The organism is Pseudomonas sp. FYR_5, assembly GCF_043106315.1.
Classification (GTDB): Bacteria; Pseudomonadota; Gammaproteobacteria; order Pseudomonadales; family Pseudomonadaceae; genus Aquipseudomonas; species Aquipseudomonas putida_Y.
In genome coordinates this window covers 73,905-97,604 of record NZ_JBICMK010000071.1, presented here as the reverse complement: position 1 = coordinate 97,604, position 23,700 = coordinate 73,905, and the positions used below count along the sequence as shown (strand labels likewise).

25 protein-coding genes and 2 pseudogenes are annotated in these 23,700 nt (G+C 60.2%); 12 read left to right on the top strand and 15 right to left on the bottom strand.

Going from position 1 to position 23,700, the window contains the following annotated elements; all coding sequences use genetic code 11:
• The first annotated feature begins 74 nt into the window (after positions 1-74).
• Both ACF8RA_RS11800 and ACF8RA_RS11795 read left to right on the top strand, forming a co-directional pair.
• Entirely contained in the window at positions 75-623 is a 549-nt protein-coding gene (locus ACF8RA_RS11800; RefSeq protein WP_392461087.1) for a sigma-70 family RNA polymerase sigma factor, read from the top strand.
• Positions 620-1,312, top strand: a complete 693-nt coding sequence (locus ACF8RA_RS11795) for an anti-sigma factor domain-containing protein (protein ID WP_392461086.1) — start codon at positions 620-622, stop codon at positions 1,310-1,312. The genes ACF8RA_RS11800 and ACF8RA_RS11795 overlap by 4 nt, the downstream gene beginning before the upstream one ends.
• 52 nt (positions 1,313-1,364) lie before the next feature.
• Here the strand turns inward: ACF8RA_RS11795 and ACF8RA_RS11790 are convergent, their stop codons facing one another.
• The 7 genes from ACF8RA_RS11790 to ACF8RA_RS11760 all read right to left on the bottom strand — a co-directional run bounded on the left by ACF8RA_RS11790 (position 1,365) and on the right by ACF8RA_RS11760 (position 6,142).
• Positions 1,365-1,622 carry a hypothetical protein gene (locus ACF8RA_RS11790; RefSeq protein ID WP_021785589.1) on the bottom strand — a complete coding sequence of 86 codons (258 nt, stop codon included), beginning with the start codon at positions 1,620-1,622 and terminating at the stop codon, positions 1,365-1,367.
• A 239-nt stretch (positions 1,623-1,861) separates the two neighbouring features.
• Positions 1,862-2,299: a type II 3-dehydroquinate dehydratase gene (gene aroQ / locus ACF8RA_RS11785; protein WP_176684575.1), complete on the bottom strand. Its 438-nt coding sequence runs from the start codon at positions 2,297-2,299 to the stop codon at positions 1,862-1,864.
• Positions 2,300-2,303: 4 nt separating this feature from the next.
• Positions 2,304-3,122, bottom strand: a complete 819-nt coding sequence (gene aroE / locus ACF8RA_RS11780; protein WP_392461085.1) for a shikimate dehydrogenase — start codon at positions 3,120-3,122, stop codon at positions 2,304-2,306.
• Complete coding sequence (locus tag ACF8RA_RS11775; protein ID WP_021785591.1) at positions 3,119-4,351, bottom strand: CaiB/BaiF CoA-transferase family protein; 1,233 nt, start codon at positions 4,349-4,351, stop codon at positions 3,119-3,121. Before ACF8RA_RS11775 ends, aroE begins: the two co-directional genes overlap by 4 nt.
• Positions 4,348-4,803, bottom strand: coding sequence for a MaoC family dehydratase (locus ACF8RA_RS11770; RefSeq protein WP_004576665.1), 456 nt, complete (start codon positions 4,801-4,803; stop codon positions 4,348-4,350). Before ACF8RA_RS11770 ends, ACF8RA_RS11775 begins: the two co-directional genes overlap by 4 nt.
• Positions 4,800-5,198, bottom strand: coding sequence for a VOC family protein (locus ACF8RA_RS11765; protein WP_010953899.1), 399 nt, complete (start codon positions 5,196-5,198; stop codon positions 4,800-4,802). Before ACF8RA_RS11765 ends, ACF8RA_RS11770 begins: the two co-directional genes overlap by 4 nt.
• On the bottom strand, positions 5,195-6,142 hold the full coding sequence (locus tag ACF8RA_RS11760; RefSeq protein WP_392461084.1) for a ketopantoate reductase family protein: 948 nt from the start codon (positions 6,140-6,142) through the stop codon (positions 5,195-5,197). The genes ACF8RA_RS11765 and ACF8RA_RS11760 overlap by 4 nt, the downstream gene beginning before the upstream one ends.
• 93 nt (positions 6,143-6,235) lie before the next feature.
• On the opposite strand from ACF8RA_RS11760, the gene ACF8RA_RS11755 reads away from it, so the two are divergent.
• Together ACF8RA_RS11755 and ACF8RA_RS11750 are read left to right on the top strand one after the other, a co-directional pair.
• Positions 6,236-7,150, top strand: a complete 915-nt coding sequence (locus ACF8RA_RS11755; protein WP_392461112.1) for a LysR family transcriptional regulator — start codon at positions 6,236-6,238, stop codon at positions 7,148-7,150.
• A 183-nt stretch (positions 7,151-7,333) separates the two neighbouring features.
• Positions 7,334-8,521 (top strand): MFS transporter, encoded by a 1,188-nt coding sequence (locus tag ACF8RA_RS11750; protein WP_392461083.1) that lies wholly within the window; start codon positions 7,334-7,336, stop codon positions 8,519-8,521.
• 132 nt (positions 8,522-8,653) lie between these two features.
• Here ACF8RA_RS11750 and ACF8RA_RS11745 read toward each other — a convergent pair whose 3' ends face one another.
• Positions 8,654-9,595, bottom strand: a complete 942-nt coding sequence (locus ACF8RA_RS11745) for a LysR substrate-binding domain-containing protein (RefSeq protein WP_176684582.1) — start codon at positions 9,593-9,595, stop codon at positions 8,654-8,656.
• Positions 9,596-9,831: 236 nt separating this feature from the next.
• Between ACF8RA_RS11745 and ACF8RA_RS11740 the strand changes: the two genes are divergently transcribed.
• Positions 9,832-11,580: an OPT family oligopeptide transporter gene (locus ACF8RA_RS11740; RefSeq protein WP_176684583.1), complete on the top strand. Its 1,749-nt coding sequence runs from the start codon at positions 9,832-9,834 to the stop codon at positions 11,578-11,580.
• 197 nt (positions 11,581-11,777) lie between these two features.
• Here ACF8RA_RS11740 and ACF8RA_RS11735 read toward each other — a convergent pair whose 3' ends face one another.
• Positions 11,778-12,398: a TetR/AcrR family transcriptional regulator gene (locus ACF8RA_RS11735; RefSeq protein ID WP_392461082.1), complete on the bottom strand. Its 621-nt coding sequence runs from the start codon at positions 12,396-12,398 to the stop codon at positions 11,778-11,780.
• A 93-nt stretch (positions 12,399-12,491) separates the two neighbouring features.
• Here ACF8RA_RS11735 and ACF8RA_RS11730 point away from each other — a divergent pair, with 93 nt between their 5' ends.
• Entirely contained in the window at positions 12,492-13,088 is a 597-nt protein-coding gene (locus ACF8RA_RS11730) for an NAD(P)H-dependent oxidoreductase (RefSeq protein ID WP_176684585.1), read from the top strand.
• A 71-nt stretch (positions 13,089-13,159) separates the two neighbouring features.
• On the opposite strand, the pseudogene ACF8RA_RS11725 reads toward ACF8RA_RS11730, so the two are convergent.
• Positions 13,160-13,658 (bottom strand): annotated as a pseudogene (locus ACF8RA_RS11725) (AraC family transcriptional regulator).
• A 129-nt stretch (positions 13,659-13,787) separates the two neighbouring features.
• On the opposite strand from ACF8RA_RS11725, the pseudogene ACF8RA_RS11720 reads away from it, so the two are divergent.
• The 4 genes and pseudogenes from ACF8RA_RS11720 (at position 13,788) to ACF8RA_RS11705 (ending at position 15,853) form a co-directional block, all read left to right on the top strand.
• A pseudogene (locus tag ACF8RA_RS11720) lies at positions 13,788-14,307 on the top strand (carboxymuconolactone decarboxylase family protein).
• Positions 14,308-14,320: 13 nt separating this feature from the next.
• A complete protein-coding gene (locus ACF8RA_RS11715; RefSeq protein WP_176684586.1) occupies positions 14,321-14,476 on the top strand; it encodes a glutaredoxin domain-containing protein in 156 nt (51 codons plus the stop codon).
• Between the two features lie 280 nt (positions 14,477-14,756).
• Positions 14,757-15,323, top strand: coding sequence for a TetR/AcrR family transcriptional regulator (locus ACF8RA_RS11710; RefSeq protein WP_392461081.1), 567 nt, complete (start codon positions 14,757-14,759; stop codon positions 15,321-15,323).
• A gap of 53 nt (positions 15,324-15,376) precedes the next feature.
• Positions 15,377-15,853 (top strand): DUF1348 family protein, encoded by a 477-nt coding sequence (locus tag ACF8RA_RS11705; protein ID WP_392461080.1) that lies wholly within the window; start codon positions 15,377-15,379, stop codon positions 15,851-15,853.
• Positions 15,854-15,982: 129 nt separating this feature from the next.
• Here the strand turns inward: ACF8RA_RS11705 and ACF8RA_RS11700 are convergent, their stop codons facing one another.
• The gene (locus ACF8RA_RS11700) at positions 15,983-16,327 is read right to left on the bottom strand and encodes a hypothetical protein (RefSeq protein WP_256122369.1); all 345 of its coding nucleotides are present in this window, start codon (positions 16,325-16,327) and stop codon (positions 15,983-15,985) included.
• Positions 16,320-17,186 (bottom strand): DMT family transporter, encoded by an 867-nt coding sequence (locus ACF8RA_RS11695; protein ID WP_392519174.1) that lies wholly within the window; start codon positions 17,184-17,186, stop codon positions 16,320-16,322. Before ACF8RA_RS11695 ends, ACF8RA_RS11700 begins: the two co-directional genes overlap by 8 nt.
• 121 nt (positions 17,187-17,307) lie before the next feature.
• Here ACF8RA_RS11695 and ACF8RA_RS11690 point away from each other — a divergent pair, with 121 nt between their 5' ends.
• Positions 17,308-18,690 (top strand): PLP-dependent aminotransferase family protein, encoded by a 1,383-nt coding sequence (locus ACF8RA_RS11690; protein WP_392461078.1) that lies wholly within the window; start codon positions 17,308-17,310, stop codon positions 18,688-18,690.
• A gap of 93 nt (positions 18,691-18,783) precedes the next feature.
• The gene (locus tag ACF8RA_RS11685) at positions 18,784-19,260 is read left to right on the top strand and encodes a GNAT family N-acetyltransferase (protein WP_392461077.1); all 477 of its coding nucleotides are present in this window, start codon (positions 18,784-18,786) and stop codon (positions 19,258-19,260) included.
• Between the two features lie 85 nt (positions 19,261-19,345).
• On the opposite strand, the gene ACF8RA_RS11680 is transcribed toward ACF8RA_RS11685, so the two are convergent.
• Genes ACF8RA_RS11680 through ACF8RA_RS11670 form a run of 3 tightly spaced genes read right to left on the bottom strand, consistent with a single transcriptional unit; the run spans position 19,346 to position 23,555 of the window.
• Positions 19,346-20,749: an ATP-binding protein gene (locus ACF8RA_RS11680; protein ID WP_392461076.1), complete on the bottom strand. Its 1,404-nt coding sequence runs from the start codon at positions 20,747-20,749 to the stop codon at positions 19,346-19,348.
• The gene (locus tag ACF8RA_RS11675) at positions 20,746-22,560 is read right to left on the bottom strand and encodes a DAHL domain-containing protein (RefSeq protein ID WP_392461075.1); all 1,815 of its coding nucleotides are present in this window, start codon (positions 22,558-22,560) and stop codon (positions 20,746-20,748) included. The genes ACF8RA_RS11680 and ACF8RA_RS11675 overlap by 4 nt, the downstream gene beginning before the upstream one ends.
• Complete coding sequence (locus ACF8RA_RS11670) at positions 22,557-23,555, bottom strand: cytochrome-c peroxidase (RefSeq protein ID WP_392519172.1); 999 nt, start codon at positions 23,553-23,555, stop codon at positions 22,557-22,559. The genes ACF8RA_RS11675 and ACF8RA_RS11670 overlap by 4 nt, the downstream gene beginning before the upstream one ends.
• Positions 23,556-23,700 lie beyond the last annotated feature (145 nt).

The following is a 23,700-nucleotide window of genomic DNA, read 5'->3' as shown; positions in this document are numbered from 1 at the left end:
ATGATCTACGCTCGATGGCAAGCCCCCGGCTGGATGGCCGGGGTACCTTGCCTTACACAAGGAAGCCACACACGTTGAACTCGCCGGCCACCCCCTTCGACTTCCACCGCTGCCTGTTAGCCTGTGCACAGGGTGACCGGCGGGCCCTGCAGGCGCTCTACGATCACGAAGGCGCGCGCCTGCTTGGCGTTGCCCGGCGTATCGCACGTGACGACGCCACCGCAGAAGACATCGTCCACGATGCGATCATCCGCATCTGGACCTGCGCTGCCAGCTACGACCCGGCGCGCGGCTCGGCTCGAGGCTGGATCTACAGCATTACCCGCCACCTGGCACTGAATTCGATACGCGATACCCGCCGTGAAACTGTACTGACCGATGCCGACACCGAAACTGCGTCAACATTGCACGGGAGGGTTGATGACCTTGACCTCTGGTCCGGCTCAGCAAAGATCTACCGCTGCCTTGAACAACTGCAGCCCGCACCGCAGCGCTGCATCCTGCACGCCTACGTGGACGGCTGCAGCCACGCCGAGATAGCCGGTTTATTGGGCGCGCCACTGGGCACTGTCAAGGCCTGGATCAAACGCAGCCTCAAAGCGCTACGGGAGTGTCTGGAATGAAGCCCGATTCTGCCGAAGAACTGGACAGCCTCGCCGGGGAATATGTGCTGGGGACCTTGTCGCCGGAGCAATATGCCGCAGCGGCCGAACGCCTGCGTACCGACCCCGCGCTCCGCGCCGCCGTGGATGCCTGGGAGGCCCGGCTGCTGGAGCTGACCGCGCTGTCTACCCCGCAGCCACCAAGCCCCCGTCTGTGGCGCCGTATCCAGCGCAGCCTCGATGAGCTACCCGCATCGCGCACGCAGACTCGCTTGTGGCAACGCCTCGGCCTGTGGCAAGGGCTCAGCGCCGCGGGGCTGGCTGCAAGCCTGCTGCTGGCGTTTACCTTGCTGACCACGCCCCCCTCTACCACGGAATACCTGGTGGTGCTGGTGGCGCCGAACAGCCAGGCCCCCGGCTGGGTGGTGCAGGCCAGCGACAGCCACATGATCGAACTGCTGCCGCTGGGCCAGGACACGGTCCCCGACGGCATGGCCTTGCAGTTCTGGACCAAGGGCGAGCAATGGCGCGCCCCGGTTTCGCTTGGCCTGGTCAAACCGGGCGAACCCTATCGAGTTCCGCTGGAAAGTTTGCCACCCCTGGAGGCCAATCAACTGTTCGAGCTGACGCTGGAGAAAGCCGGTGGCTCGCCGACCGGTCTGCCGACAGGGCCGGTGAAGTTCATTGGTCGCGCGGTGAAAGTGATATGACACGACAGGGCCGCAGAACGCGACTGCGGCCTTCGCAAGGCTGGACCTATGGTCAGGCGCGGATCACCTCGAGGCGATCCCGCCCAGCCTCTGTGATGGCGTTCTCCCCTTCATCGCTGATGCGATAACGTCCTGACACCATTTTGGTAATTGAGAACCGGACCAGCCCGCTTTGGGACAAGGCTTGGCCTGCTTCGAAGCTCATTGCCTGCTCCAGGTCGAAGATCTTGATTTCTCCGATCTTGTAGCGTGCAAACGCGACCAAGGCGTTATCCAGTTCTTGTTGACTGATCGTTGTAGCGACTTCCATTCGACCTCCCAGGTCATGAGAGCCCCGGTCCGTGGGGTTGGAGGCAACGAACCGGGTGGCTTGTTGAAGGCGGACCGTACTATGCAGTCACGGAAGTCGCTACTGGCTTTCCATCCATGCTGGATGGGTAGGCAGCACGACACCCGCCACACCTACGGTCACTTCAGGAACCGTCGCCGCATGCCCCGCGTCACCTGCTTCGCGTGTAAACCCGCTCGCAGATCCCCCCTGCACCCTGCTCAGACCATGCTCATCACTGCACGCAGCGCCAGCAGGTAGGTTTCGACACCAAACCCGCAGATCTGTCCGCGCACCACCTCGGCAAATACCGAGTGATGGCGGAATGGCTCCCTGGCATGAATGTTGGACATGTGCACTTCAACCACCGGCACTTCGATAATGGCCAACGCATCACGAATGCCGTAGCTGTAATGGGTCCAGGCACCGGCATTGATCAGCACGGCATCTACCCGGTCCTCATAGGCCTGATGGATGCGTTCGCACATGGCGCCTTCGAAGTTGCTCTGGAAGCTCTCGACCTGCGCCCCCAGCTCTTCGCCCAGGGCCTGCAACGCCTGGTCGATGTCGGCCAGGGTCGCGGTGCCGTACTGGCGCGGGTCGCGCTTGCCGAACATGTTGTGGTTGATGCCATGCAGCATCAGTACATTGGCGACCATCGACCTACTCCAAGGGAATCGTCAGCTGATCGATCACCGCACATGTGTCGGGCCGCACCCCGCGCCACCAGGCAAACGCCTCGGCGGCCTGCTCCACCAGCATGCCGACGCCATCGGCCAGGCGCGCCTGACCCTGCTCGCGGGCCAGGCGCAGGAAAGGCGTGAGGCCTTTGCCATAGGCCAGCTCGTAGGCCAAGGCCGCCTCGCCCAGCACATCAGCCGGCAGTGGCGGCAAGTCAGCGGTCAGGCTCGCCGAGGTGGCGTTGACCACGATGTCGAACGATTGCCCTTCCAGCGCTTCGTAGCGGCTGATGCGCAGAAGCGGGTGATCGAGCTCGTTACGCAGCGCCAGCGCCTTGGCCATGTCCCGGTTGGCGATCACCAGCTCACGTGGCCCCGCCTGCAGGAACGGCAGCAACGCCCCGCGCACCGCGCCGCCAGCGCCCAACAGCAGCACACGGCGGTTGCGCAGCGGCTCGCCAAGGTTCTGCTCGATGTCTCGCAGCAAACCGATGCCATCGAAGTTCTCGGCGACGATGCGACCATCCTCGAACTTCAGCGCATTTGCCGCCCGTGCCAGTTGCGCCCGCTCGCTGCGCCGGTCGGCCAGTTCGAAGGCACGCAGCTTGAACGGGGCGGTGATGTTCATGCCCTTCCCGCCTTCGCTACGAAACTGCAGCACCTGGGCTTCGAAGTCTTCCAGCGAGCCTTCAATGGCCCCGTATTCCAGCTGCTGGTTGCTGGCCTGGGCGAACAGGCCATGAATCAGCGGGGATTTGGTGTGGTTGATCGGCCGGCCGATCACTGCGTAGCGGTCGCTCATCGTGCATCTCCGTGGGTGAACAGTACACCGTCTGCCTGCAGGGCAACGATTTCTTCGGGGCTGAAGCCAAGCCCGGCGGCCACTTCGGCGTTGTGCTGGCCAAGGTCCGGGGCTACTTGGTGAATCGTGGTGTCGCAGTCGGAAAAGCGGAACGGCAGGTTGGGCAGGCGCAGCGTGCCGTAGCGTGGGTGCTGCTGCTCGATGACCATGTTGCGTGCCTGGATCTGCGGATCGGCCAGCACTTCGTCGATGCGTTGGACCTTGGCACTGGGGATGTCGATGGCATCGAGCAACGCCAGGATCTCGGCCACCCGACGCGCGCCGACCCAGTCGCGGACCACCGCCAGGATCGCCTCACGGTGGGCGTTGCGGCCGTTGAGGTTGTGGTAGCGGCGGTCGCTTCCGAACCCGGGCGGGCCGCCGTTGGCTTCGAGCATGGCCGCGAAGCGTTGCCAGGCATCGTCGACCTGGGCAGCGATCACCAGGTCGCCGTCGGCAGCGCGGAACACGCCGTACAGGGTCGAGGTGGGCATGTCGTGGCCGGTCTGCTGGGGCAACACAGTGCCACCGGACAGCGTGTAACACTGCACCGCGTATTCGTGCATCGACACCAGGGTGTCGTACAGCGCCATGTCGATATGCTGGCCACGGCCACTGCTCACCCGGCCGAGCAGCGCGGCATTGATCGCCGCCACCGCGTGAATGCCGGTGTACATGTCGCCCAGGGAAATACGCAGCAGCGGCGGTGCCTCGCCCGGCACGCCAACCATTTGCATGATCCCGCTCTTGGCCTCGGCGATCAGGCCGAATCCGGCGCGGTGGGCGTCCGGCCCGGTATGGCCGTAGGCGGAAATCGAGCAGTACACCAGGCGCGGGTTGCGCGCCGACAGCTCGGCGTAGCCCAGGCCCAGCTTGTCCAGGGCGCCGGGGCGGTAGTTCTCGATGAACACGTCGGCCGAATCGGTCAGGCGCTGCATGAACGCCTTGCCGCGCGGGTCCTTCATGTTGACGCTGACGCCCTGCTTGCCCATGTTCAGCTGCAGGAAATAGCCGCTCTGCTGGTCGTCCAGGGTGAACGCGTGCTGGCGGCCAGCGTCGCCGCTACCCGGCCGCTCGACCTTGATCACCTCTGCGCCGAGCGCCGCCAGGCAACGGCCGACATAGGGGCCAGCGAGGAAGTGGCTGTAATCAACGACGCGGATACCCGCCAATGGCAATGCCTGGCTCATGCTGCTGCCCTCCGCGGCACCATCAACCGGTGCTCGCCACGTTGCACGACTTCGCCGTGCTGGTTGATCAGTTCCGAAGGCAACACCACGATGCCCCAGCCAGGTCGGCTGTTGCTCGGGCGCATCGCACCCACTCGCATGCGTACGTGGAGCACGTCGTTGACCTTGATCGGCAGCACGAAGTCCCAGGTCCAGCCCAGCGACATACCCGGTAGGAAGCGGTACTCGCACTGGGTCTTCAGGCCGTCGGCGATCGACAGCCCGAACAGGCCGTGGGCGACCAGGCAGCCAAAGTGGCTGGCGTTGGCGTAGGCCTCATCGACATGCACCGGGGTGTGGTCGCCGGTGAGGTCGGCGTAGGCCAGGATGCGTTCGCGGGTCACGGTGTAGGTCGGGCTGATGCACTCATCGCCTTCGCGGGCGTCGTCCCAGTACTTTTCAATCACGCTCATGCCTGCACCTCCGCGCGCGGGTCGATGGCCAGTGCCTGGGCTACGCACTTGGCCGGCAGCGCCTGGATGAACTCCACCGCCAGGCCATCAGGCAGGCGCAGCCAGTTGCGGCCCTGGGGCATCTCACTGACGCCAAAGCGTTGGGCGGCGGCCAGCGCCGCTTCCAGGTCTTCGCACATGATGCCCAGGTGCGCCAGGCGCCCTTCCGGGCCAGCGAAGTCCGGCTGGTGAATGAACTGCAGGCCGCCGAGTGTCCAGTACTGCGCCGGTTGCTCGACGTCACCCTGCACTTCACGCATGGTCATGCCGCACACCTCGCTGAAAAAGCGGATATGCCACTGAATGTCCTGCACCCAGAACGCCACGTGTTCGAGGTAGGCTTTTGGCTGGCTCATGGGGTTTCCCTCTTCTGCTGATCGGCCATGGCGCGCTCGATACCCTTGATGCAGGCCACCAGGGTCGCGTTGACCGGCGTGGCCACGCCATGGCGCTGGCCCCAGCGCACGACGGAGCCGTTGATGAAGTCGATTTCGGTGATCGAGTTTTTTTCCAGGCTCTGCAGCATCGAGGTGCGGAAGCTCGCCGGCAGGCCTTCGGCGGCCAGTGTCCAGGCAGCTTCGGGGCTGGTCAGGCTCAAGCGGATGCCGGCGCGCTCGGCCACGGCGATGGCCTCGGCCACAGCGGCCTTGGCGGTACTTTCCAGTAGCGGCTCGCTGTATAGCTGGCCGTAGCTGAGCATGGTGATGCCGCTCAATGCACCGGTGGCGACGTTGACCAGCAGCTTGTCCCACATGGTGCCGAGGATGTTGTCGCTGACCGTGGTGGCTAGCCCGGCGTGGTTGAACGCTTCGGCGATGGCCTGCACGCGCGGCGTCAGCTGGCCGTCGAGCTCGCCGATGAAAGTCTGTTTGCCGACGACACCGGCGCGGACCGAGCCCGGCGCGAGCAGCACGCCGCCGACATAGGTCTTGCCAGCCAGCACCCGCTCACGCCCCACCGCCTCGGCCAGGATGTCCTCGTGGCCGAGGCCGTTCTGCAGCGACAGCACCAGCGTCTGCGGCCCGATCAGCGCGACAGCGCCGGCTATGGCCTCGGCGGTGTGAAACGACTTCACCAGCACCACCACCAAATCGGTCACGCCAACGTCTTCGGCTTCGATGGCCGCGTTGACCGGTACATAGCGCTCGCCCCGTTCGTCCTGCACCCGCAGCCCGTGCTGGTTCATCGCCTCGACGTGCGCGCGGCCGCGGTTCAGCAGCCAGGTTTCATGCCCTGCCTCGCTCAGGGCTGCGCCAATGGCGCACCCCAGTGCACCGGCGCCCAGAATGCAAATTTTCACGTCGCAGACCTCCTGTGATTTGCGGTCACCTTATGCAGCAGGGATTATTTGCGCTATACAATGGCCTCAATACGACTATTGAGAATCGCAATGATGGCTACCCAGGAAGCCCTGCCCGAACCCAAGCTGCTGCAGCTGTTCGACGTGCTGTACCAATGCCGCAGTGTGACCCGCGCCGCCGAACAGCTAGGGCAGAGCCAGCCGACCATCAGCATCTGGCTGGCGCGCCTGCGCGAGCAATTGAACGACCCACTGTTCGTGCGCACGCCGGGCGGCATGGCCCCTACCCCGCGCGCCGATCAGCTGATAGGGCCGTGCCGCGAGGTGCTGGAATCGCTGCGCCGGCTGACCGCCTGGGAGCCGCAGTTCATCGCCGCCACGGCGCAGCGGCGTTTTCGCCTGTGTGTCAGCGATGCCAGCCATATCACCTTGCTGCCAAGCATCCTCAACTATCTGCGCAGCCATGCGCCGGGCATCCGCCTGGAGGCAGCGCGGATCGACGGCAATACCGAGAGCGCGCTGGAATCGGGTGAAGCGGACTTGGCCATCGGCTTCGTGCCCTGGCTGGGAGGGGGGATGTACCAGCAGGTGCTGTTCGAGCAGGACTGGGTGTGCCTGAGCAATCCGCAGCATCCGCGCCTGGGCAATGGCATGAGCCTGGAGCGATATCGGGCCGAGGGGCATGTGCAGATCAGTTTCGGCACCGGGCAAAAGCTGCTGGAAGCGGGATTGGCGCGGGCCGGGATCGAACGGCGGATCATGCTGGAGCTGCCAGCGTTTCTCGGGTTAGGGATGATAATCGGGACTACCGATCTGCTAGGCACCTTGCCGCGGCATATCGGGCAGACACTGGCCGATATGCATGGGCTACAGGTCCATGACTGCCCGTTCGAAGTGGAGGGGTTCACGGTCAAACAGCATTGGCATGCCCGATATCATCAGGACAATGGAAATCGATGGTTGAGGGACGTCGTGCGCGGATTGTTTCAGCAAGCAAGCCAAGCATGATCCAGTTTCGACTTGGAAGGCTGCAACCTGGAGAGCCAGTGGGGAAGCACACATGTACTCCACTCAATTGACATCAGGCCCCTTCATTGATGAAAAATTGTCCTCAGAGAGAGGAAAAACCGCCAAAGATAGGCAAATAAATAATCAATAGACTGGCGGGCATTTCCACCGGGGCGTCCGCATATGTCTGCATATGAATCCTTTTCTCAAGCTGCTACTCCCACGAAGGGCGTTGGGCTGAGCATCTCAATCCTGGCCCTCTCGGCCTTTCTCATCGTAACGACCGAGTTTCTGATCGTGGGCTTGCTGCCTGCGCTTGCCCGAGATCTTGATATTTCAATTTCTGTAGCAGGGCAATTGGTTACCCTTTTTGCCTTCACCGTCATGATCTTCGGCCCGCCCCTGACCGCTGCGCTTTCTCACCTTGATCGAAAGAAATTGTTCATCTCGATCTTGCTGATCTTCGCCATAGCGAACGCCCTGGCGGCAGTGTCCGACAGCTTCTGGCTCCTCTCTGTGGCCCGCGTAGTGCCTGCTTTAGCACTACCAGTTTTCTGGGGAACTGCCAGTGAAACTGCTGGGCAGCTTGTAAGCCCACAGCAATCTGGCCAAGCCATCTCGAAGGTCTACCTGGGTATTTCGGCGGCAATGCTGCTCGGTATTCCGTTGGGCACCATTGTGTCGAATGCGATTGGCTGGAGAGGCGCGTTTTGGTTATTGGCAGGTTTGTCGCTGATCATGGCACTAGCGATGTGGGCGTGCATGCCCACTGTCGCGCGTACCGAGAAAGTGGATTTTTTGAAGCAAGCACGCATCTTTAAAGAAACCTATTTCCTTTCGAATGTGCTCCTCTCGATTGTGGTGTTTACGGCTATGTTCACCGCTTATACCTACCTAGCCGATGTCCTTGAAAGAGTCGCAGGCGTGGCTCCGGAGCATGTCGGATGGTGGCTGATGGCATTTGGCGCAATCGGCCTGATCGGAAACTGGGTCGGTGGAAAGGCCGTCGACAAATCTCCAATCAAAGCAACTGCGCGCTTCCTGATAGTGCTGGCGATTGGCATGGCCGCGATTGTTCCACTCGCACATGCAGGCATGATTTTCTGCGTTGCTCTCGGCCTCTGGGGTATTGCCAATACCGCGCTTTATCCGGTAAGCCAGGTGCGAGTCATGAATTCGGTTTCCCACTCTCAAGCACTGGCGGGCACAACCAACGTATCGGCAGCAAACGCAGGTATCGGCATCGGCGCCATTGTTGGAGGGATGACGATTGCAAGCCTCGGCGTTGAATACCTAGGCTACATGGCATCTGGTGTGGCAGTGATTGCCTTGGCGCTGATACCTATCGTTCGCAAGCTTGCCCCAAAATAATCAGCACACAGCGGTCTTCTGCACCGCCTAGGCTGTTTTCAACGCAGCATGAACAAGTATCAAGGCTTTTCGTACAGAGCCCAGGCGTCTGAACGGAGCAGAATCGTGCATGATTACTGCTCCGTCAGGCGTTCAGCCTAAAAGCGGCTCAGGCGGTTGTGCGCCGTGCGGTGTTAGCCTGGGAAGCAGATAGTCCAGTAGCACGCGAACTTTTGGTTGCCCTTCCCGGCTTTTCAACCAGACCAGATTCATCGGTAAGCCATCGGTGGCTAGATCTGGCAGCACCTCTACGAGCTTTCCTTGGTCAATGTGACGCTGAGTTAGCCACGTCGGTAATTGACCTATACCGTGTCCGGCAAGCACCGCTGCTACTTCGCCTTCGCCATCCCCAACCGCAATGCGGGTGTAGACCGTTCGACGCTCCATTTCGCCCGGTTGACGCCCTTTAAAAAACCAAGGGCTGACGAATCCATCGCTTTGCCCGTATCCAACACAATGATGGTGGTCGAGATCACGCTCGTATTGCGGTGTGCCATGTCGCTCCAGGTACTCCGGGGACGCGCAGAAGATCAGCCGCTGGGCCCCGAAATACTGATGGCCAAGATTCGCTGGCCAGGCATCAGAGCCTCCAATCCGCACGACGATATCGATGCCCTCGTACACAGGGTCAATGAACCGATCAGTGAAAGAAATGTGGGGTTGCAGCATGGGGTGAAGACGGACAAAGTCCATGATCAAGGGGAGAACGTGTAGCCGCCCATAGGAGGCAGGAAGGTCGATCCGCACCCTGCCATGCGGCTCATTACCCTCGGCTGTAATCACATGCTCGACTTCTTCGAGATCTGTCAAAACTGATGTGCACGTCCTGTAGAAGACGATACCGGCCTCGGTAAGAGCCAGCGTCCGGGTCGTGCGGTTGAACAGACGAGTCCCGAGGCGATTCTCCAAACGTGCCACGCTTTTGCTTACGGCCGAGCTTGTGAGACTCAGTCGTTCGGCAGCAGCGGTGAAGCTACCGAAATCAGCTACAGCGACAAAGACATCAATACCTTTCAGTCGCTCAGACGAGTACATCGCAGTCTCCATTATTGAATAGCATTCCAGACACTTCGGAAATAATTGCCCAGATAAGACCAGAATTCTCCAACAGGCTAAATCACAAGCGACGTTTAGTTAAGACATCAGATAAAGCCGCACACGCGTAAGGCTGCTGCAGCCTTCAGGCTCGTCTTTGGCGCCAGCAGTGAACCTTCGTGGCTGTCTGGGCTCAGTTGTCCAGAGCACGTTTGCGACATCGACAAAGGATTGCCATGGGACATGCCTCCTCCACCGCCCTCCCCCAGGTTCGCATCGAACGTGAATTGAGCCTGCGGGCGGTGCTCACCGGCACGGTGCTGGGCATCTTGCTCACGCCCTCGAATGTGTACGCAGGGCTGAAGATCGGCTGGTCATTCAACATGTCGATCATCGCCTTACTGATCGGTTTCGCCCTGTGGCAGGGCCTGGCAGGGCGCCGCGACAACCGCTCCGCGTGGACGTTGCACGAAAGCAACATCAACCAGACCGTGGCGTCAGCCGCCGCCTCCATCATCTCCGGCGGGCTGGTCGCGCCGATCCCCGCCTATACCCTGCTCACCGGACACCAACTGGACCCGCTGCCGATGATGGCCTGGGTGTTCTCGGTGAGCTTCCTGGGCATCTGGATCGCCTGGTACCTGCGCCCCGCCCTGCTCAACGACCATGGCCTGAAGTTTCCCGAAGGCATGGCGACCTTGGAAACGCTGCAGCAGATCTACAACCACGGGCGCGAAGCCATGGCGCGGATCAAGGTGCTATGCAGCGCCGCGCTGCTTTCAGGGCTGGTCAAATGGGTAGACGGGTTCGTCTGGGCGATACCGCGCTGGGCGCCCACGCCGGCGCTCGAGCGCCTGACCTTCACGGTCGACCCTTCGCTGATGCTTATTGGCTTCGGCAGCATCATCGGCATTCGCGTGGGCGTGACGTTGCTGGTCGGCGCCGCACTGGCCTGGGGCGGACTGGCGCCCTGGTTGATCGAACAGGCCCTGGTGGTGCTTGCTCCGAACGCCAGCGGCCCACAGTTCGCCGCGCTGGTGGAATGGCTGTTGTGGCCGGGCGTGAGCCTGATGGTCTGCGCGACGCTGACTTCATTGTTGGTTCGCCTGTTCCAAGTGCCCCGGCGATCGCCCGCTGAACAGCGAACGCCGCGCGCCAGGATGCGTTTTAGCCCATGGCCAGCGTCGGGGCTGCTGCTATCCATGGCGCTGATCATTACCCTGCAGGTGTTGTTGTTCGGCATCGACTGGTGGATGGCGCTGCTGAGCATTCCGTTGGCTGTGTGCCTTGCGGTGGTCGCGGCGCGCGTGGTCGGTGCCACTGGCATCGCACCTATTGGCGCCATCGGCAAACTGTCGCAGCTCAGCTTCGGCCTGATCGCCCCCGGCCAGGTGGCGATCAACCTGATGAGCGCCAACACAGCGGGTGGCGCGGCCGGGCAATCCACCGACCTGATGAACGACTTCAAGGTTGGCCTGGCGATCGGCGCTACGCCGCACAAACAGCTGATTGCTCAGTGCGTCGGTATTTTCATCGGTAGTGTGGTCGGCGTGCTGGTGTATCGAGTGCTGATTCCCGATCCGCAGGCCTTGTTGCTCACCGAGCAGTGGCCGGCACCGGCCGCGGCGACCTGGAAAGCGGTCGCGCAGACGCTGACCCAGGGGCTGGGGGCGCTGTCGCTGGAGTCGCGCTGGGCGATTGCGACAGGGAGTGCTGTTGGCGTACTGCTGGGGGCACTGGACAGCCTGTTGCCGCAACGGGCAGCCCGCTGGCTGCCGAGTACGGCGGCGCTGGGGCTGGCGTTCATCCTGCCTGCATCGATCAGCCTGATGATGGGGTTTGGTGCCGTGGTGACCTGGCTGGTCAGTTGCCGGTGGCCGAGGGTGACGGAGCGGTTTGCGATTACCGCGGCGGCGGGGTTGATTGCCGGTGAGAGCATCATGGGGGTGGCGGCATCGTTCTGGGAGATGCTTCGGGGGTTGTAGATACTGCCTATCACCCCTCGCCCAGCCCGGGCTGGGCTGGTGGGAGCTGGCCTCGCGGCGAATCGGGGTCGGCTACGGCCAATTGCAGCGGTGGCTTTCGCCCCTTTTCAGGCGGTCGGTGCAACATTGGATAGCGGCTATCTGGCGTTCCGACTCATTTGCCGTTCAGCTCACCGCCCTCCTCGACACTCTGCGTACTACCGCGCGCTTCTGTCGACCATTGCGATGATCGTTTCGAACAGTTCCTCCCGCGCCTGCTCGGGTGTGATTTCTCCGGCGGCGGCGGCATGGGACAGGGCCTCGGCCGCACCAAGCATCGCCCGAAGACTCGCGGGGGCGATAGCCCCCCCTCTGGTGAAGGGAGAGAGAGCCGACCGGCACTTGTTCATGAAGATCGCTTCGTATTCGCGCTTGATCTTTTCGAGCTCCGGTGAACTGGCCAATGCCGCGATCACGCCGGGTATCTCGTTGCCCTGGAGAAGCACGCAGTCGACGTAAGACGATGCGATGACCGTCGCCGTACCCGGCAAGGTGGCTTCGCTCGCCTGAAGCGCGGCATCCATGAGTGCGGTCTGGCGTGCATCGAACTCCTGATAGAGCGCTGCCAGCAACCCGGGCCGCGTGCTGAAATGGTCATAAACCACGGGTTTTGTCACACCCGCTTGCTCGGCCAGCCGTCCAAGCGTCAAGGCTTCCGTGCCTTCTTCCCTGACTAGCCGCCAGGCGACGTCCAGCAACTGGCGGTATCTCTCTTCCCTTGACATGCGCCGACGCGGCTGCGGACTGGAACCCTGCTCTCTTGTCTCGATGCTTGACATGGCTATATACCAAAAGTAACTTACTAAGCGTAACTTACCAAGAGTATATAAGGTTCGCCCTCTCGCCCTCAATCAGTAGCAGGTGTTTTCGACATGCACGCACTCATCGTTGTCGCTCATCACGATCCCCAGTCCCTCACCCATAGCCTTGCTGCGCAAGTCGCCGAAGGCTTATCCCTGGCCGATCCCGGCAACTCCTTCGAAATCGCAGACCTATCAGCGCAAGCGTTCGATCCGCGGTTCACTGCGGCTGATCTCGCTGTCCATCACAGGGAAGCACCGCCCCCCGCCGATGTTGCCGCCGAGCAGGCGCGGATCGATCGTGCCGATGCCCTTGTGCTGGTCTATCCCGTCTACTGGTGGTCGATGCCAGCGCTTCTCAAGGGTTGGATCGATCGCGTGTTCGCCAATGGCTGGGCCTTCGATTTCAGTTCGGATGCCAAGCTGGTGAAGAAGCTTCGCCACCTGCGGGTTCATCTTGTCGGCGTCGGCGGCGCGGACGGCGGAACCTATGAGCGGCACGGCTATGCCGATGCCATGAAGACGCAGATTGATCATGGGATCTTCGATTATTGCGGCGCATCTGTCGTCACGTCCGAGCTCCTGCTCGAATCGGAAACGCAAGATCCGACTGATCATATGGACACTGCACGAGCCCTCGGTCGCGAACTTTTCACTGCGTCCAAGTGACGCCCGGTCTGCCCTTCCTGCGCCTCGGCCACCTCGCTCATTGCCTCGCGCGCAAATCTGTCGAGCAGGCGTTATACCGCATCCTGCTGCAGCCATTGCGTCGGGCTTGCGCCCACCTTGCGGCGAAAGGTTCGGGCCAGCGCAGAAGGGCTTTCGTAGCCGACCTCATCGGCGATCAGGGCAATGGGGCGCCCTTCGCGAAGGCGTTTCTGCGTCAGGCTGATGCGCCAGTTCGCCGAGGGGCTTGATGATGAAGTCCGGCAAAGCCAGGGTCAGCGGGTTGTTGGCGCCGCCATCGAAATGCAGGGTGGCGCACACCAATTCCGCTTCATCGGCTTCGGTCGCCAGCAAGTGGTGCTCCTGCGGGCGCACCGCCAGAATCAGGCTGGGTTCGGTCAACTCGATCAGTTGGCCACGCTTGCCCCTGAAGGCCAGACGCCCCGAGCGCAGCAGGTGGGCGTGGCCGACACTGTGCTGCCCATACAGGTGGGTTGTTCCACAGAAGCCACCCTGGTGAAACGTGGACGCGTGCAGGTTGAAGTGCTTGAGCAAAGTCGATAGTCGGTCCATAGCCCGCTCAGGTTTAGACGATCTGTTGCATACCTTCGACGATCTGAAGCCGAAAGGAAAGTCTGCCTCCCTAGTATGGACTCCAGGCGTGATAGACAAGCCGTTTAATCAACCTAGTGGAGAACTACCATGACTCGCATCGCTACTCTCTCGCTGGACCAGGCCCCTACTGGCTCGCGCGCAGCCCTCGAAGGCATTCAAAAAGGTCTCGGCTTCATTCCCAATGCATTCAAGACCCTGGCTCACTCTCCGGTCGCACTCAACGGTACACCTGGGCCTCGCCCAAGCCTTGGGTAAAGGCTCACTGAGCGCCGCCGGGCGTGAAGTCGTTGCCCTCGCCACCTCGCAAATCAACGGTTGCGACTACTGCCTGGCGGCACACACCTTCTTTGGCGGCAAGGCTGGGCTGAGCGATGAGGCCGTCAGGCAAGCCCGAGCCGGCACACTCAGCGCGGTTGCCGCACTGACGCAACAGATCACCGCAAGTCGCGGCCAGTTGAGTGACGAGCAGATCGCTGCTGCGCGTGAGGCGGGCCTTACGGATAGCAAGATCGTGGAGGTAGTGGCGCAGGTCACGCTGTTGACCCTGACCAACTACCTGAACAACATCGCCGCTACCGATATCGACTTTCCGCCATCGGCAAGCTAGGAGGGTAACCACCATGAGCCACGTGACTATCTACACCACCCAGCACTGCCCTTACTGCGTGAACGCCAAGCGACTGCTGTCGAGCAAGGGCATTACCCCTGACGAAATCGACGTTGAACAATCTTGGTCTGGCTTGGCCTTGAGGATGGCGAGGGAAACGAGGGGGTAATCTTGTCGGTTCATATCAAGCTTCTGGTCAGTGGCAAGGAGCAGGCGCGGTACTGCCTGCTTGAATGTGTGCATGAGTTTCATCGGGCGTAGCGCCGGGAATAAACGCTGCACGCCTGGCTGTCCAGCCGCTTCGCCGAACTGGAGCGCGACTGATCAGCGGGAAGCCAGCCACCCTGATCGAAAGCATGCCGGCGCCCCGCTTGCGCGCAATCGAATAATTTCGAGAGATGCTTGACCAGGGAGAACGGTCGTTCTACTCTGGCTACATGGATAAGCCAATGACCGATACACGCGAAAAAATCCTGGCGACTGCCGAGAAGCTGATTTACGAAAACGGGATTCATGCCACGGGCATGGACCTCCTGGTAAAGACCTCGGGCGTAGCACGCAAAAGTATTTATCGCTATTTTGCGAATAAAGACGACGTAGCCGCAGCGGCACTCAATGCACGCGATATACGCTGGATGAAGTGGTTTAGAAGTGAATGCGAAAAAGCGCAAACGCCAGAAGCGCGCATCCTTGGGATATTTGATGTACTCAAGAGTTGGTTCGAGTCTGACGGTTTTCGCGGATGTGCGTTCATCAACACAGCCGGAGAGGTTGGTGACGCAGACGATCCTGTTCGACAGATCGCAAAACTGCATAAACAAAAGCTGCTGGACTACACGCTAGAGCTGACCAGCGAATTAGGTGTCAAAGATCCGGCTGGCTTGGCCAAGCAACTTTTTTTGATGATAGAGGGCACGATAACCGTGGCCCACGTCATGGGTGACTACACCGTTCTCGATAGTGCAAGAGAAATCGCAAAGATATTACTCAAGGACGTACAGCACGCAAGCGCTTGACGTTAAAGCAACACCCACTCAACTTGACCATCCAGAAGATTGGAGGCACCACCATGTCCAACGAACACACGCGTCCGCCACTTCCTCCTTTCACGCGCGAATCGGCGATTGAAAAAGTCCGACTCGCCGAGGATGGCTGGAATACCCGTGAGCCGGAAAAGATTGCACTGGCCTATACGCCGAACACCCAATGGCGTAACCGTACCGAGTTTGCAAACAATCGTGAAGAAGCTCGCGACTTCCTCACTCGCAAGTGGAAGAAAGAGTTGGACTACCGCTTGATCAAAGAGCTCTGGGCCTTCACAGACAACCGCATCGCCGTCCGTTACGCCTATGAGTGGCACGACGATTCGGGCAACTGGTTCCGCTCCTACGGTAACGAAAACTGGGAGTTTGAAGCCGATGGCTTGATGTATCGCCGCTTTGCCTGCATCAACGACATGCCCATCAAGGAAAGCGAGCGCAAGTTCCACTGGCCACTGGGTCGCCGGCCGGATGATCACCCAGGCCTGACTGAACTGGGCCTGTAAGTACTGCTAAACCTGATCCTTTTACATAAAGGATCAGGTTTTTTTCACCGGGTTAATTGCACTGGCGGGCATCGCGTTGCAAGTACGCAGCCTCACGCCTCAAGATCGCTGGATTCTTCTTTAGCCAGCTCAATGAACACTCGCACGGCTGCACTCAGAAAGGCTTCTTTCGCCGCATGAGTACGGCCGTTCGCTGCAGCGTTCTGGCTCCAGCGGGATGGCCAGCAGATCGTCGTGGGCCAATGCAGTTTTGGCAGGCAGTAAAGTCGACAGGTTCGTCCGGCGAACGATTTCAATCACTGCGCCAAGGGCATTGACCTCCATCCGCACTTGCTCGCTCAGTAAGGGGAAGGCCTCGATCAGCGGCCCCACCAGATAGGTCGTGAATGTCGGCTGATGCAACTCAGACCGAGGGCGGACGACGCCGGGCCACACCCAGCCTTTTTGGCTGGGCACTGCCATGTGCTTACGCATATTTCTTAGCCCCGTAAACGCAGATCACAGCACCCAGCGTCACGAAAAGCATGGCCCAGCTGACGTGCTCGTGCAGAAGCACCGCTGCCAGCCCAAGCCCCATGAACGGCTGAAAGAGTTGCAGTTGGCCCACAGCCGCAATCCCACCCTGGACGAGCCCTCGGTACCAGAACACAAACCCGATCAGCATACTGAACAGTGAAACGTAGCCAAAGCTGAACCACGCAGGGGTACTTACCCTGGCAAAGTCATCAGGGGCAGGAAGATTGACCACCGTCAGCAGCAGCATGAACGGCAACGCTACCAGCAATGCCCAGCTGATCACCTGCCATCCCCCCAATGTCCGCGACAGACGCGCGCCTTCGGCATAGCCCAACCCACAGACCGCAACCGCAGCCAACATCAGCAGATCGCCCACCGCCGACGCCTCGCCTCCGTTCATCAAGGCATAGCCAGCGACCAACCCGGCACCTGTCAACGAGAACAGCCAGAACAATGGCCGAGGTCGCTCACCGCCCCGCAAAACGGCAAAGCCTGCGGTACACAATGGCAGGAGCCCGACAAAGACAATGGAATGAGCAGAGCTGATGTGCTGAAGGGCAAATGCTGTCAGTAGCGGGAAACCGATAACAACGCCGAGCGCTGTTACGGCCAAGGGCGACAAGTCCTCCCGTTTGGGTCGAGGCTGGCGTAGCACGATCAGAAAAAGCGCGCCCAGCATGGCGGCAATTGTTGCCCGGGCACAGGTGAGGAACGTCGGTTCGAAGTCGGCCACTGCCACTCGGGTTGCCGGCAACGAACCCGCAAAGATGGCGACGCCTATGAAGCCGTTGATCCACCCGCTTGCTGATTTTTCCATCGGTAAGTCCTCGATAAGCCAAGGCTCAGTACATCACCGACAGGCTCACCCAGGCCATGTACAATCCAATACACTTAAACCAAACTGTTATGCATATGACTCCAGCACAGTTGAGGGCGCGATGAAACGGGACGGAACGCGAATTCGAGCTGTCATGGGTGAAATCCAGTCGCGGATCGCCTCTCGAACCTACACACCGGGCGCGAGAATTCCCTCGGTCCGCGCTATGGCGCAGACCATGCAAGTGTCGGTTTCCACGGTTCTTGAGGCCTATGAAAGGTTGATGGCAGAGGGTGTACTCAACTCTCGCCCTGGCTCTGGCTTCTACGTAGCCGGACCAGTGGCGCCCTTGGTACTCACCGAACTCGGCCCCAGGCTTGATCGTGAAGTGGACCCGCTGTGGATCTCCCGCCAGTCGCTTGAAACCGCTAGCGATGCGTTGAAACCGGGATGCGGGTGGCTACCTCCCTCCTGGATGTTCGAAGCGGGCTTGCGGAAAGCGCTTCGAACCGTTGCCCGTTCTGACACGCTGAAACTGACTGAGTACGCCTCACCGCTTGGGCATCTGCCACTCAGGCAATTCTTGTCACGAAGGCTGACAGGCATCGGGATCGAAGCCCCTCTCGAGCAGATCATGCTCACGGAGTCCGGCACCCACGCCATCGACCTGATCTGCCGTTTTCTGCTGGAACCGGGGGACACCGTGCTGGTCGACGACCCCTGCTATTTCAATTTTCACGCGCTGCTCAAAGCACACAGGGTCAACATCGTAGGCGTACCCTATACGGCGACGGGCCCGGACATCGATGCTTTCGGTGCTGCCCTGCTTACGCATGCTCCCCGGTTGTACATAACAAATGCAGGCATCCACAACCCAACCGGCGCCACCCTGTCCCCGGTCACGGCACACAGGCTGCTGAAGCTGGCCGACAACTCCAGCCTGGTGATTGTAGAGGACGACATCTTCGGGGATTTCGAGAATGCTCCAGCACCACGGCTGTCTGCCTTCGATGGCCTTTCTCGTGTCATCCAGATCGGCAGCTTTTCCAAGACCATCTCCGCGTCGATTCGATGCGGCTACATCGCGGCTCGCACTGACTGGATCGAGAGCCTGGTCGATCTCAAGATTGCGACCACATTCGGGGGTGGCCGCCTGGCCGCGGACATCATCCATCTGGCGATTACCGATAGCGGGTACCGCAAACACATGGAAAGCGTTCGCCTCAGGCTGGCCGAGGCCATGGAGAGAACGGTAGCGAAACTAAGGGCCGTTGGTATCAAACCCTGGATAACGCCCCAGTCAGGCATGTATGTCTGGTGCCAACTCCCTCAAGGCACGGATGCAGCCACGCTGGCCCGGGCCTGCTTGAATGAAGGTGTAGTGCTGGCGCCCGGAAATGCGTTTAGCCAGTCCATGACTGCGGGTGATTTCATCCGTTTCAACGTTGCCCAATCGGCTGATGCCAGAATTTACGACGTGTTGAAACGGGCTCTGAGTGCTTAGTCGCCAGACCAATCCACGTTGTGCAAGGATTCATTGAAACGGGGAATAGCAGGCGCTATAAATCAGGTTTACAGCAGTTCGACAAGGCACATCATGCAGCTGCATTTCCGACCTCTCAGCGACGCCTCCATCGCTGACATCATCGCGCTCAACAACAATCCCGATGTCTTACGCCAAATGCCCTTGGGTCGTCCCGATTTTGACGAAAGCAAATGCAAGGTATGGGTTGCCCAAAAAGAGGCCCAATGGGCACTGAATGGCTATGGCCCCTGGGCATTTTTCGTTGAAGATGAATTCGCCGGCTGGGGCGGCCTGCAGCAGGAAGGCGGTGACGCTGATCTTGCCTTGGTGCTTCATCCAGACTACTGGGGGCTTGGCAAGGTGATTTTCGATGAGATCGTACGGCGCGCGTTCCAGGAGATGGGGCTTGAGTCGATCACCCTACTGCTTCCACCAACCAGAACACGAATCAAGGGTATTCTTCGCCTGGGGTTTCGCCTTGACGGAGAGGTGGATATCGACGGCACGCCCTTCTCGCGCTATCGGCTACTCGCCACTGCAAAACATTGACGTGTTGGCTGGATCGCCGGGGCACGCACCCTGCCCTTTTTGGATTGCGGTATACCCACCCGTCTGCAGCATGACACGGGCGCTATCACAGCGTTGCGCTCTGCTTTACCGGCAGTTGTACACGAAACGTTGTGCCGACTCCGACCTGGCTTGATACGGTTATCTCGCCACCGTGTTTCTTCACAATGCCGTAGGAAAGGGACAGGCCTAGCCCGGTTCCTTGGCCGACGGGCTTGGTGGTGAAGAAAGGGTCGAAGATTTTCCTGATGTTCTCCGGTGCTATCCCTGCGCCTGTATCCGCAACTTCGATGCACACCCAGGTGCCTTGATGAACAGTGCCCAATGTGATGGTCCCCCGCTCAGGGCCCATGGCTTGGGCGGCATTGAGCACAAGGTTCATTATCACTTGGTTGATCTGCGACGGCAGGCATTCGACCGGGGGTAACGGCTGGTACCGTTTTACGACGTCAGCTTTATGTTTCAGTTCGCTCGCGACGATGTTCAGAGTGGAGTCAATGCCCTGCTGCAAATCGGCTAATTGCCACTGCTGAGCGCTGTCAACGCGCGAGAAGTCTTTGAGGTCCTTGACGATATGCGCCACTCGACCGATTCCGTCCTTGGACTCCTTGATGAGGATCGGGATGTCTTCCAGGAGGAATTCCAGTTCAGTCTGCTCACGAAGCCTTTGCAAAGACCCCGTGATTTCGCTTCCGCCGAGCATCCGTTCGGCCTGGCGATAGGCGTCGAGCATCGCCATCAGTTGCTGGAAATACCCTCCCAAAGTACCCAGGTTGGAGGACACAAAACCGATCGGATTGTTGATCTCGTGCGCCACGCCGGCGGCCATCTGCCCCAACGAGGCGAGCTTCTCCGATTGCACCAGTTGGCTTTCCAGCTGCTTGCGCTCCTCGATCTCCTGCTGCAGCGCCTCGCTGGCTTGGGTCAGTTGCTGGGTACGCCGCTCTACCCGCTGTTCGAGCTGGTGCATTTTCAGCGAGGCTCGTTGGGTCATTTCCCATTTGGTCAGCAAGGTGCTGGCCATTTGCTGGACCTCGATATTGTCGAACGGTTTTTTCAGGATCAGCAGGCGATCGTGGGCCTGCAGCCGGTCGAGCAACTCATCCCAGGAATAGTCCGAGTAGGCAGTGCAGACGACTACCTGCAACAGCGGGTCCTCTTCCCACAGGTGCTCAATGGTTTGAGCCCCGTCCCATCCACCTGGCATTCGCATGTCGACGAAGGCTAATGCGTAGGGCTTGCAGGCCTGCAGCGCCCGCTTCAGCAGGCCAACTCCTTCCTCACCGCCATAGGCTGAATCGAGTTCGAATACCGGTCGTTCGTTCTTGACCTGCTCGCCAAACAACAACCCTTCCATCTCGTCCAGCTCAGTGTTCTGCGCTTTGGCCGGGGCAAGGATCTTGCGAAAATCCTCGTGGATTGTCGGCATGTCATCGATCAGCAGGATCCGGCGATTGGTCATGTCACTCATGCAGGCTCCGTCACCGCGATCAGCGGGATCCTCAGGGTAAAGACAGCACCCAGGCCAGGGCCGTCGCTGTGTCCGGTCAGGTGACCATTCATCTCGATGGCGGCCAAGGCGCAACTGTGCAAGCCGAAGCCATGCCCGTCCTTGCGCGTGGTGAAGCCATGGGCAAAGATCTTCTGCAGGTTTTCAGGGGCAATGCCTTCGCCTTCGTCCAGCACGCTCATTTCCAGGAAGCCCCCCTCAACGATGCGCGTCCTGAGGATCATCGTCCGCGGGTCGCTGCCGGGGCCGGACATGGCGTATTTGGCGTTGCTGATCAGGTTGATCAGAATCAGCAACAGCCGATGCCGGTCGCCCATCACCAGAGGCAGATCTGCGAAGTCGCGCACTACCCTCACCTGATGCCGGGTCAACGCGCCTGCGTTCATGCGCAGCGCGTCCTCGACCAGGTCGTTCACCGACAGCGGCTCAGGCACATTTTTAGCGCCGGCATAGGATTGCTGGGTGGCCACCACTTCCTTGATGTGGTCGATGCTCTTGTTCATTCGTTCCAGCTCGATCACCATCTCCTTCTGCTCATCGGCGATCGCCTCGGTCAACTGGTTGAGGTAGCCGGGAAGCAACCGGCCTCTGGGATCCTCGTCGAGAAACCGACCGATGTCTGTGGCATGCTCGCGGAACAGTTGCATGGCTTTGCCCAAGCCCTGGGTTTTGCTGCTGCGCAACCTTCGAGCGATGAGATCAGAGGATGTGTTCACGCTGTTGAGCACATTGCCCACGTTGTGCAACACATTGGTGGCGATCTCCGCCATACCAGCCTGGCGCGCGGCGTTGAACAGCTCGCTCTGAGCGTTCCTGAGTTCCAGGGTGCGTTCCTCGACTCGCTGCTCCAGGACGTCATTGGCGCTCTGCAATGCGTTGTTGACCCGTCTCACCTCGGCGAAGCTGCGCACCAGCAGCGCAGCCAGGCAGATGACCGAAAACATCAGCAGGCCCGATAGCCATAGCGTGTAGAGATGGTATTTACGGTTGATCTTTTCGAACTGTTGTTGATCCCTGTCCAGGAGGCTGGTGATCGTATCCAGGCGTTCGGCAACCGGAATCGCCTCGATCTGCTCGAGCAGGCGGTTGACGACAGGTTGCTCGCGCAGGATCAACGCCACGTGATTGCTCAACAGATTGAGGGGCGTCTGGAATTCTTTGGGCAGGTTCTCCGCGTTAACAGCCAAGTTGCCTAACCCCACCTCTATCTCGGCAGCCCTTTCCACAGAGGTAACCTGCGCGAACTCCAGGGCACTTAGCAAGAGGTCATAAGTGTCAGTGACGAATACGTGTACCTCCTGCCGATTCGGGGCCAGCATGGTGTTGATCTGGGCCTGAATACCGTCCTCGGCTGTGGGTAGAAATGCCAACGAATTTCGCAGCAAGGCATTGTGCGACTTGAATTGCTCCACGAGCCGAGCCTTTTCCCCGAACGCAGAAAGAAAACCGTCATGGGCATCGCGCCACTGGTTTGAGTCATCACGCCCTTGCTCGGCTTCCCGACGGTCGAACCGTGCCCACAGCCGCTTCATCTCCTTGAGAGGGATCACAAGTGGATCGTAGTTATGGGAGACGGCTACCCGGGCCTTGAGCACCTCGTTTTCCCATACAGCATCCTGTTGCTTGAGCTGACGGATGAGATCTCGGGATTCGTTGTAGGTCTGGGTCTGCTCTGACCCGGAATTCAGGTACAAGTACAGCAGCATCGACGCCAGTACAAGGACCAACCCACTGAATAGAATCAGGCTTGTGCGCCGAGAAATCACCCTCATGGCTGACCCGCCTTTTCAGCAGTGAGGGTCTTGAGGAACAGCATGATGAGCCTGCGGTCCTCATCGCTTGGGATTCGTCCAAGCTGATACTGGAACATCACGTCGATCGCACGCTCCAGCGTAGGCGCCGAGCCATCGTGGAAATAGGGCGCGGTCATCGCCACATTGCGCAGGCTCGGCACTTTGAACACACCCCGGTCGGCCTCCTCTCCGGTCACGTTGAAGCGGCCCTGATCCGCCTCGGTGGGGTTGCCGCGGTCCGCGATGTAGTCGCCGAACACGCCAAACTTCTGGAACATGTTGCCCCCAATATTCACCCCTTGGTGGCAGGCGATGCAGCCATAGTCCTTGAAGCGCTGGTAGCCGTATTTTTCCTCCAGGGTGAGCGCCTCGGTATCGCCCTGCAGGTAACGATCGAAGCGTGCGCCTGGGGTAAGAAGCGTCCTTTCGTAATCGGCCAACGCGCTGAGGATGTTGTCCTTTGTCACCGCGTCCGGGTAGGCATCCTTGAACGCCTGACGGTAACGCACGTCTGCGGCGATGCGCTGCTTGATCACCCGCCAGTCTCCGCCCATCTCGTGAGCGCTGGTGATCACCGCATCCCCCTGCTCCTCGAGCGACTCGACCCGGCCATTCCAGAACTGTCGGAAATTAAGGCTGGCATTGAGTACCGTTGGCGTATTGAGCGCAAGCGGCTGGCCATCAGCACCGATGGAAAACGCCCGGTCATCGGCCCCGTACTTGTCCAGACGGTGACAGCTGGCACAGGACAGTGTGCTGTTGAGCGACAACCGTGGATCGTTGAACAACTGGCGCCCCAGTTCCACACGCTCGGGTGCCAGCGTGGGTATCGGAGGCAGCGGCTTGAGCGGCTCGTCCAGCGGCTCGGCCCCGCTGCCCGCACTCAGGACCAGTAGCACCCACAGGCTCAGACAACGTCGCAAGCGCTGCAGGTGAAGAACGGAACGATAACGACAGATTATGTGCACGGACATCCGGGAGAATCCTTTTTCCCTGGGCTGACGGATATGCAGATGGGTGGTGCCCTGCCGTCAGGTTAGATGCCTTCCAGACAATTCGCCTGCCACACGCCACACCATGCCCCGACACCTGTCGCGGCAAAATGAACTAGCCTTTGAC

Excerpts from the sequence above, each read along its gene's own strand:
- ACF8RA_RS11795 (WP_392461086.1), top strand. The coding sequence starts at position 620 with ATGAAGCCCGATTCTGCCGAAGAACTGGACAGCCTCGCCGGGGAATAT.
- ACF8RA_RS11775 (WP_021785591.1), bottom strand. The coding sequence starts at position 4,351 with ATGAGCCAGGCATTGCCATTGGCGGGTATCCGCGTCGTTGATTACAGC.
- ACF8RA_RS11745 (WP_176684582.1), bottom strand. The coding sequence starts at position 9,595 with ATGTACTCGTCTGAGCGACTGAAAGGTATTGATGTCTTTGTCGCTGTA.
- aroQ (WP_176684575.1), bottom strand. The coding sequence starts at position 2,299 with ATGGTCGCCAATGTACTGATGCTGCATGGCATCAACCACAACATGTTC.
- ACF8RA_RS11715 (WP_176684586.1), top strand. The coding sequence starts at position 14,321 with ATGAGCCACGTGACTATCTACACCACCCAGCACTGCCCTTACTGCGTG.
- aroE (WP_392461085.1), bottom strand. The coding sequence starts at position 3,122 with ATGAGCGACCGCTACGCAGTGATCGGCCGGCCGATCAACCACACCAAA.
- ACF8RA_RS11710 (WP_392461081.1), top strand. The coding sequence starts at position 14,757 with ATGACCGATACACGCGAAAAAATCCTGGCGACTGCCGAGAAGCTGATT.
- ACF8RA_RS11770 (WP_004576665.1), bottom strand. The coding sequence starts at position 4,803 with ATGAGCGTGATTGAAAAGTACTGGGACGACGCCCGCGAAGGCGATGAG.
- ACF8RA_RS11765 (WP_010953899.1), bottom strand. The coding sequence starts at position 5,198 with ATGAGCCAGCCAAAAGCCTACCTCGAACACGTGGCGTTCTGGGTGCAG.
- ACF8RA_RS11680 (WP_392461076.1), bottom strand. The coding sequence starts at position 20,749 with ATGAGTGACATGACCAATCGCCGGATCCTGCTGATCGATGACATGCCG.
- ACF8RA_RS11705 (WP_392461080.1), top strand. The coding sequence starts at position 15,377 with ATGTCCAACGAACACACGCGTCCGCCACTTCCTCCTTTCACGCGCGAA.
- ACF8RA_RS11685 (WP_392461077.1), top strand. The coding sequence starts at position 18,784 with ATGCAGCTGCATTTCCGACCTCTCAGCGACGCCTCCATCGCTGACATC.
- ACF8RA_RS11755 (WP_392461112.1), top strand. The coding sequence starts at position 6,236 with ATGGCTACCCAGGAAGCCCTGCCCGAACCCAAGCTGCTGCAGCTGTTC.
- ACF8RA_RS11790 (WP_021785589.1), bottom strand. The coding sequence starts at position 1,622 with ATGGAAGTCGCTACAACGATCAGTCAACAAGAACTGGATAACGCCTTG.
- ACF8RA_RS11690 (WP_392461078.1), top strand. The coding sequence starts at position 17,308 with ATGAAACGGGACGGAACGCGAATTCGAGCTGTCATGGGTGAAATCCAG.
- ACF8RA_RS11750 (WP_392461083.1), top strand. The coding sequence starts at position 7,334 with ATGTCTGCATATGAATCCTTTTCTCAAGCTGCTACTCCCACGAAGGGC.
- ACF8RA_RS11730 (WP_176684585.1), top strand. The coding sequence starts at position 12,492 with ATGCACGCACTCATCGTTGTCGCTCATCACGATCCCCAGTCCCTCACC.
- ACF8RA_RS11700 (WP_256122369.1), bottom strand. The coding sequence starts at position 16,327 with ATGCGTAAGCACATGGCAGTGCCCAGCCAAAAAGGCTGGGTGTGGCCC.
- ACF8RA_RS11735 (WP_392461082.1), bottom strand. The coding sequence starts at position 12,398 with ATGTCAAGCATCGAGACAAGAGAGCAGGGTTCCAGTCCGCAGCCGCGT.
- ACF8RA_RS11670 (WP_392519172.1), bottom strand. The coding sequence starts at position 23,555 with ATGTCCGTGCACATAATCTGTCGTTATCGTTCCGTTCTTCACCTGCAG.
- ACF8RA_RS11675 (WP_392461075.1), bottom strand. The coding sequence starts at position 22,560 with ATGAGGGTGATTTCTCGGCGCACAAGCCTGATTCTATTCAGTGGGTTG.
- ACF8RA_RS11740 (WP_176684583.1), top strand. The coding sequence starts at position 9,832 with ATGGGACATGCCTCCTCCACCGCCCTCCCCCAGGTTCGCATCGAACGT.
- ACF8RA_RS11695 (WP_392519174.1), bottom strand. The coding sequence starts at position 17,186 with ATGGAAAAATCAGCAAGCGGGTGGATCAACGGCTTCATAGGCGTCGCC.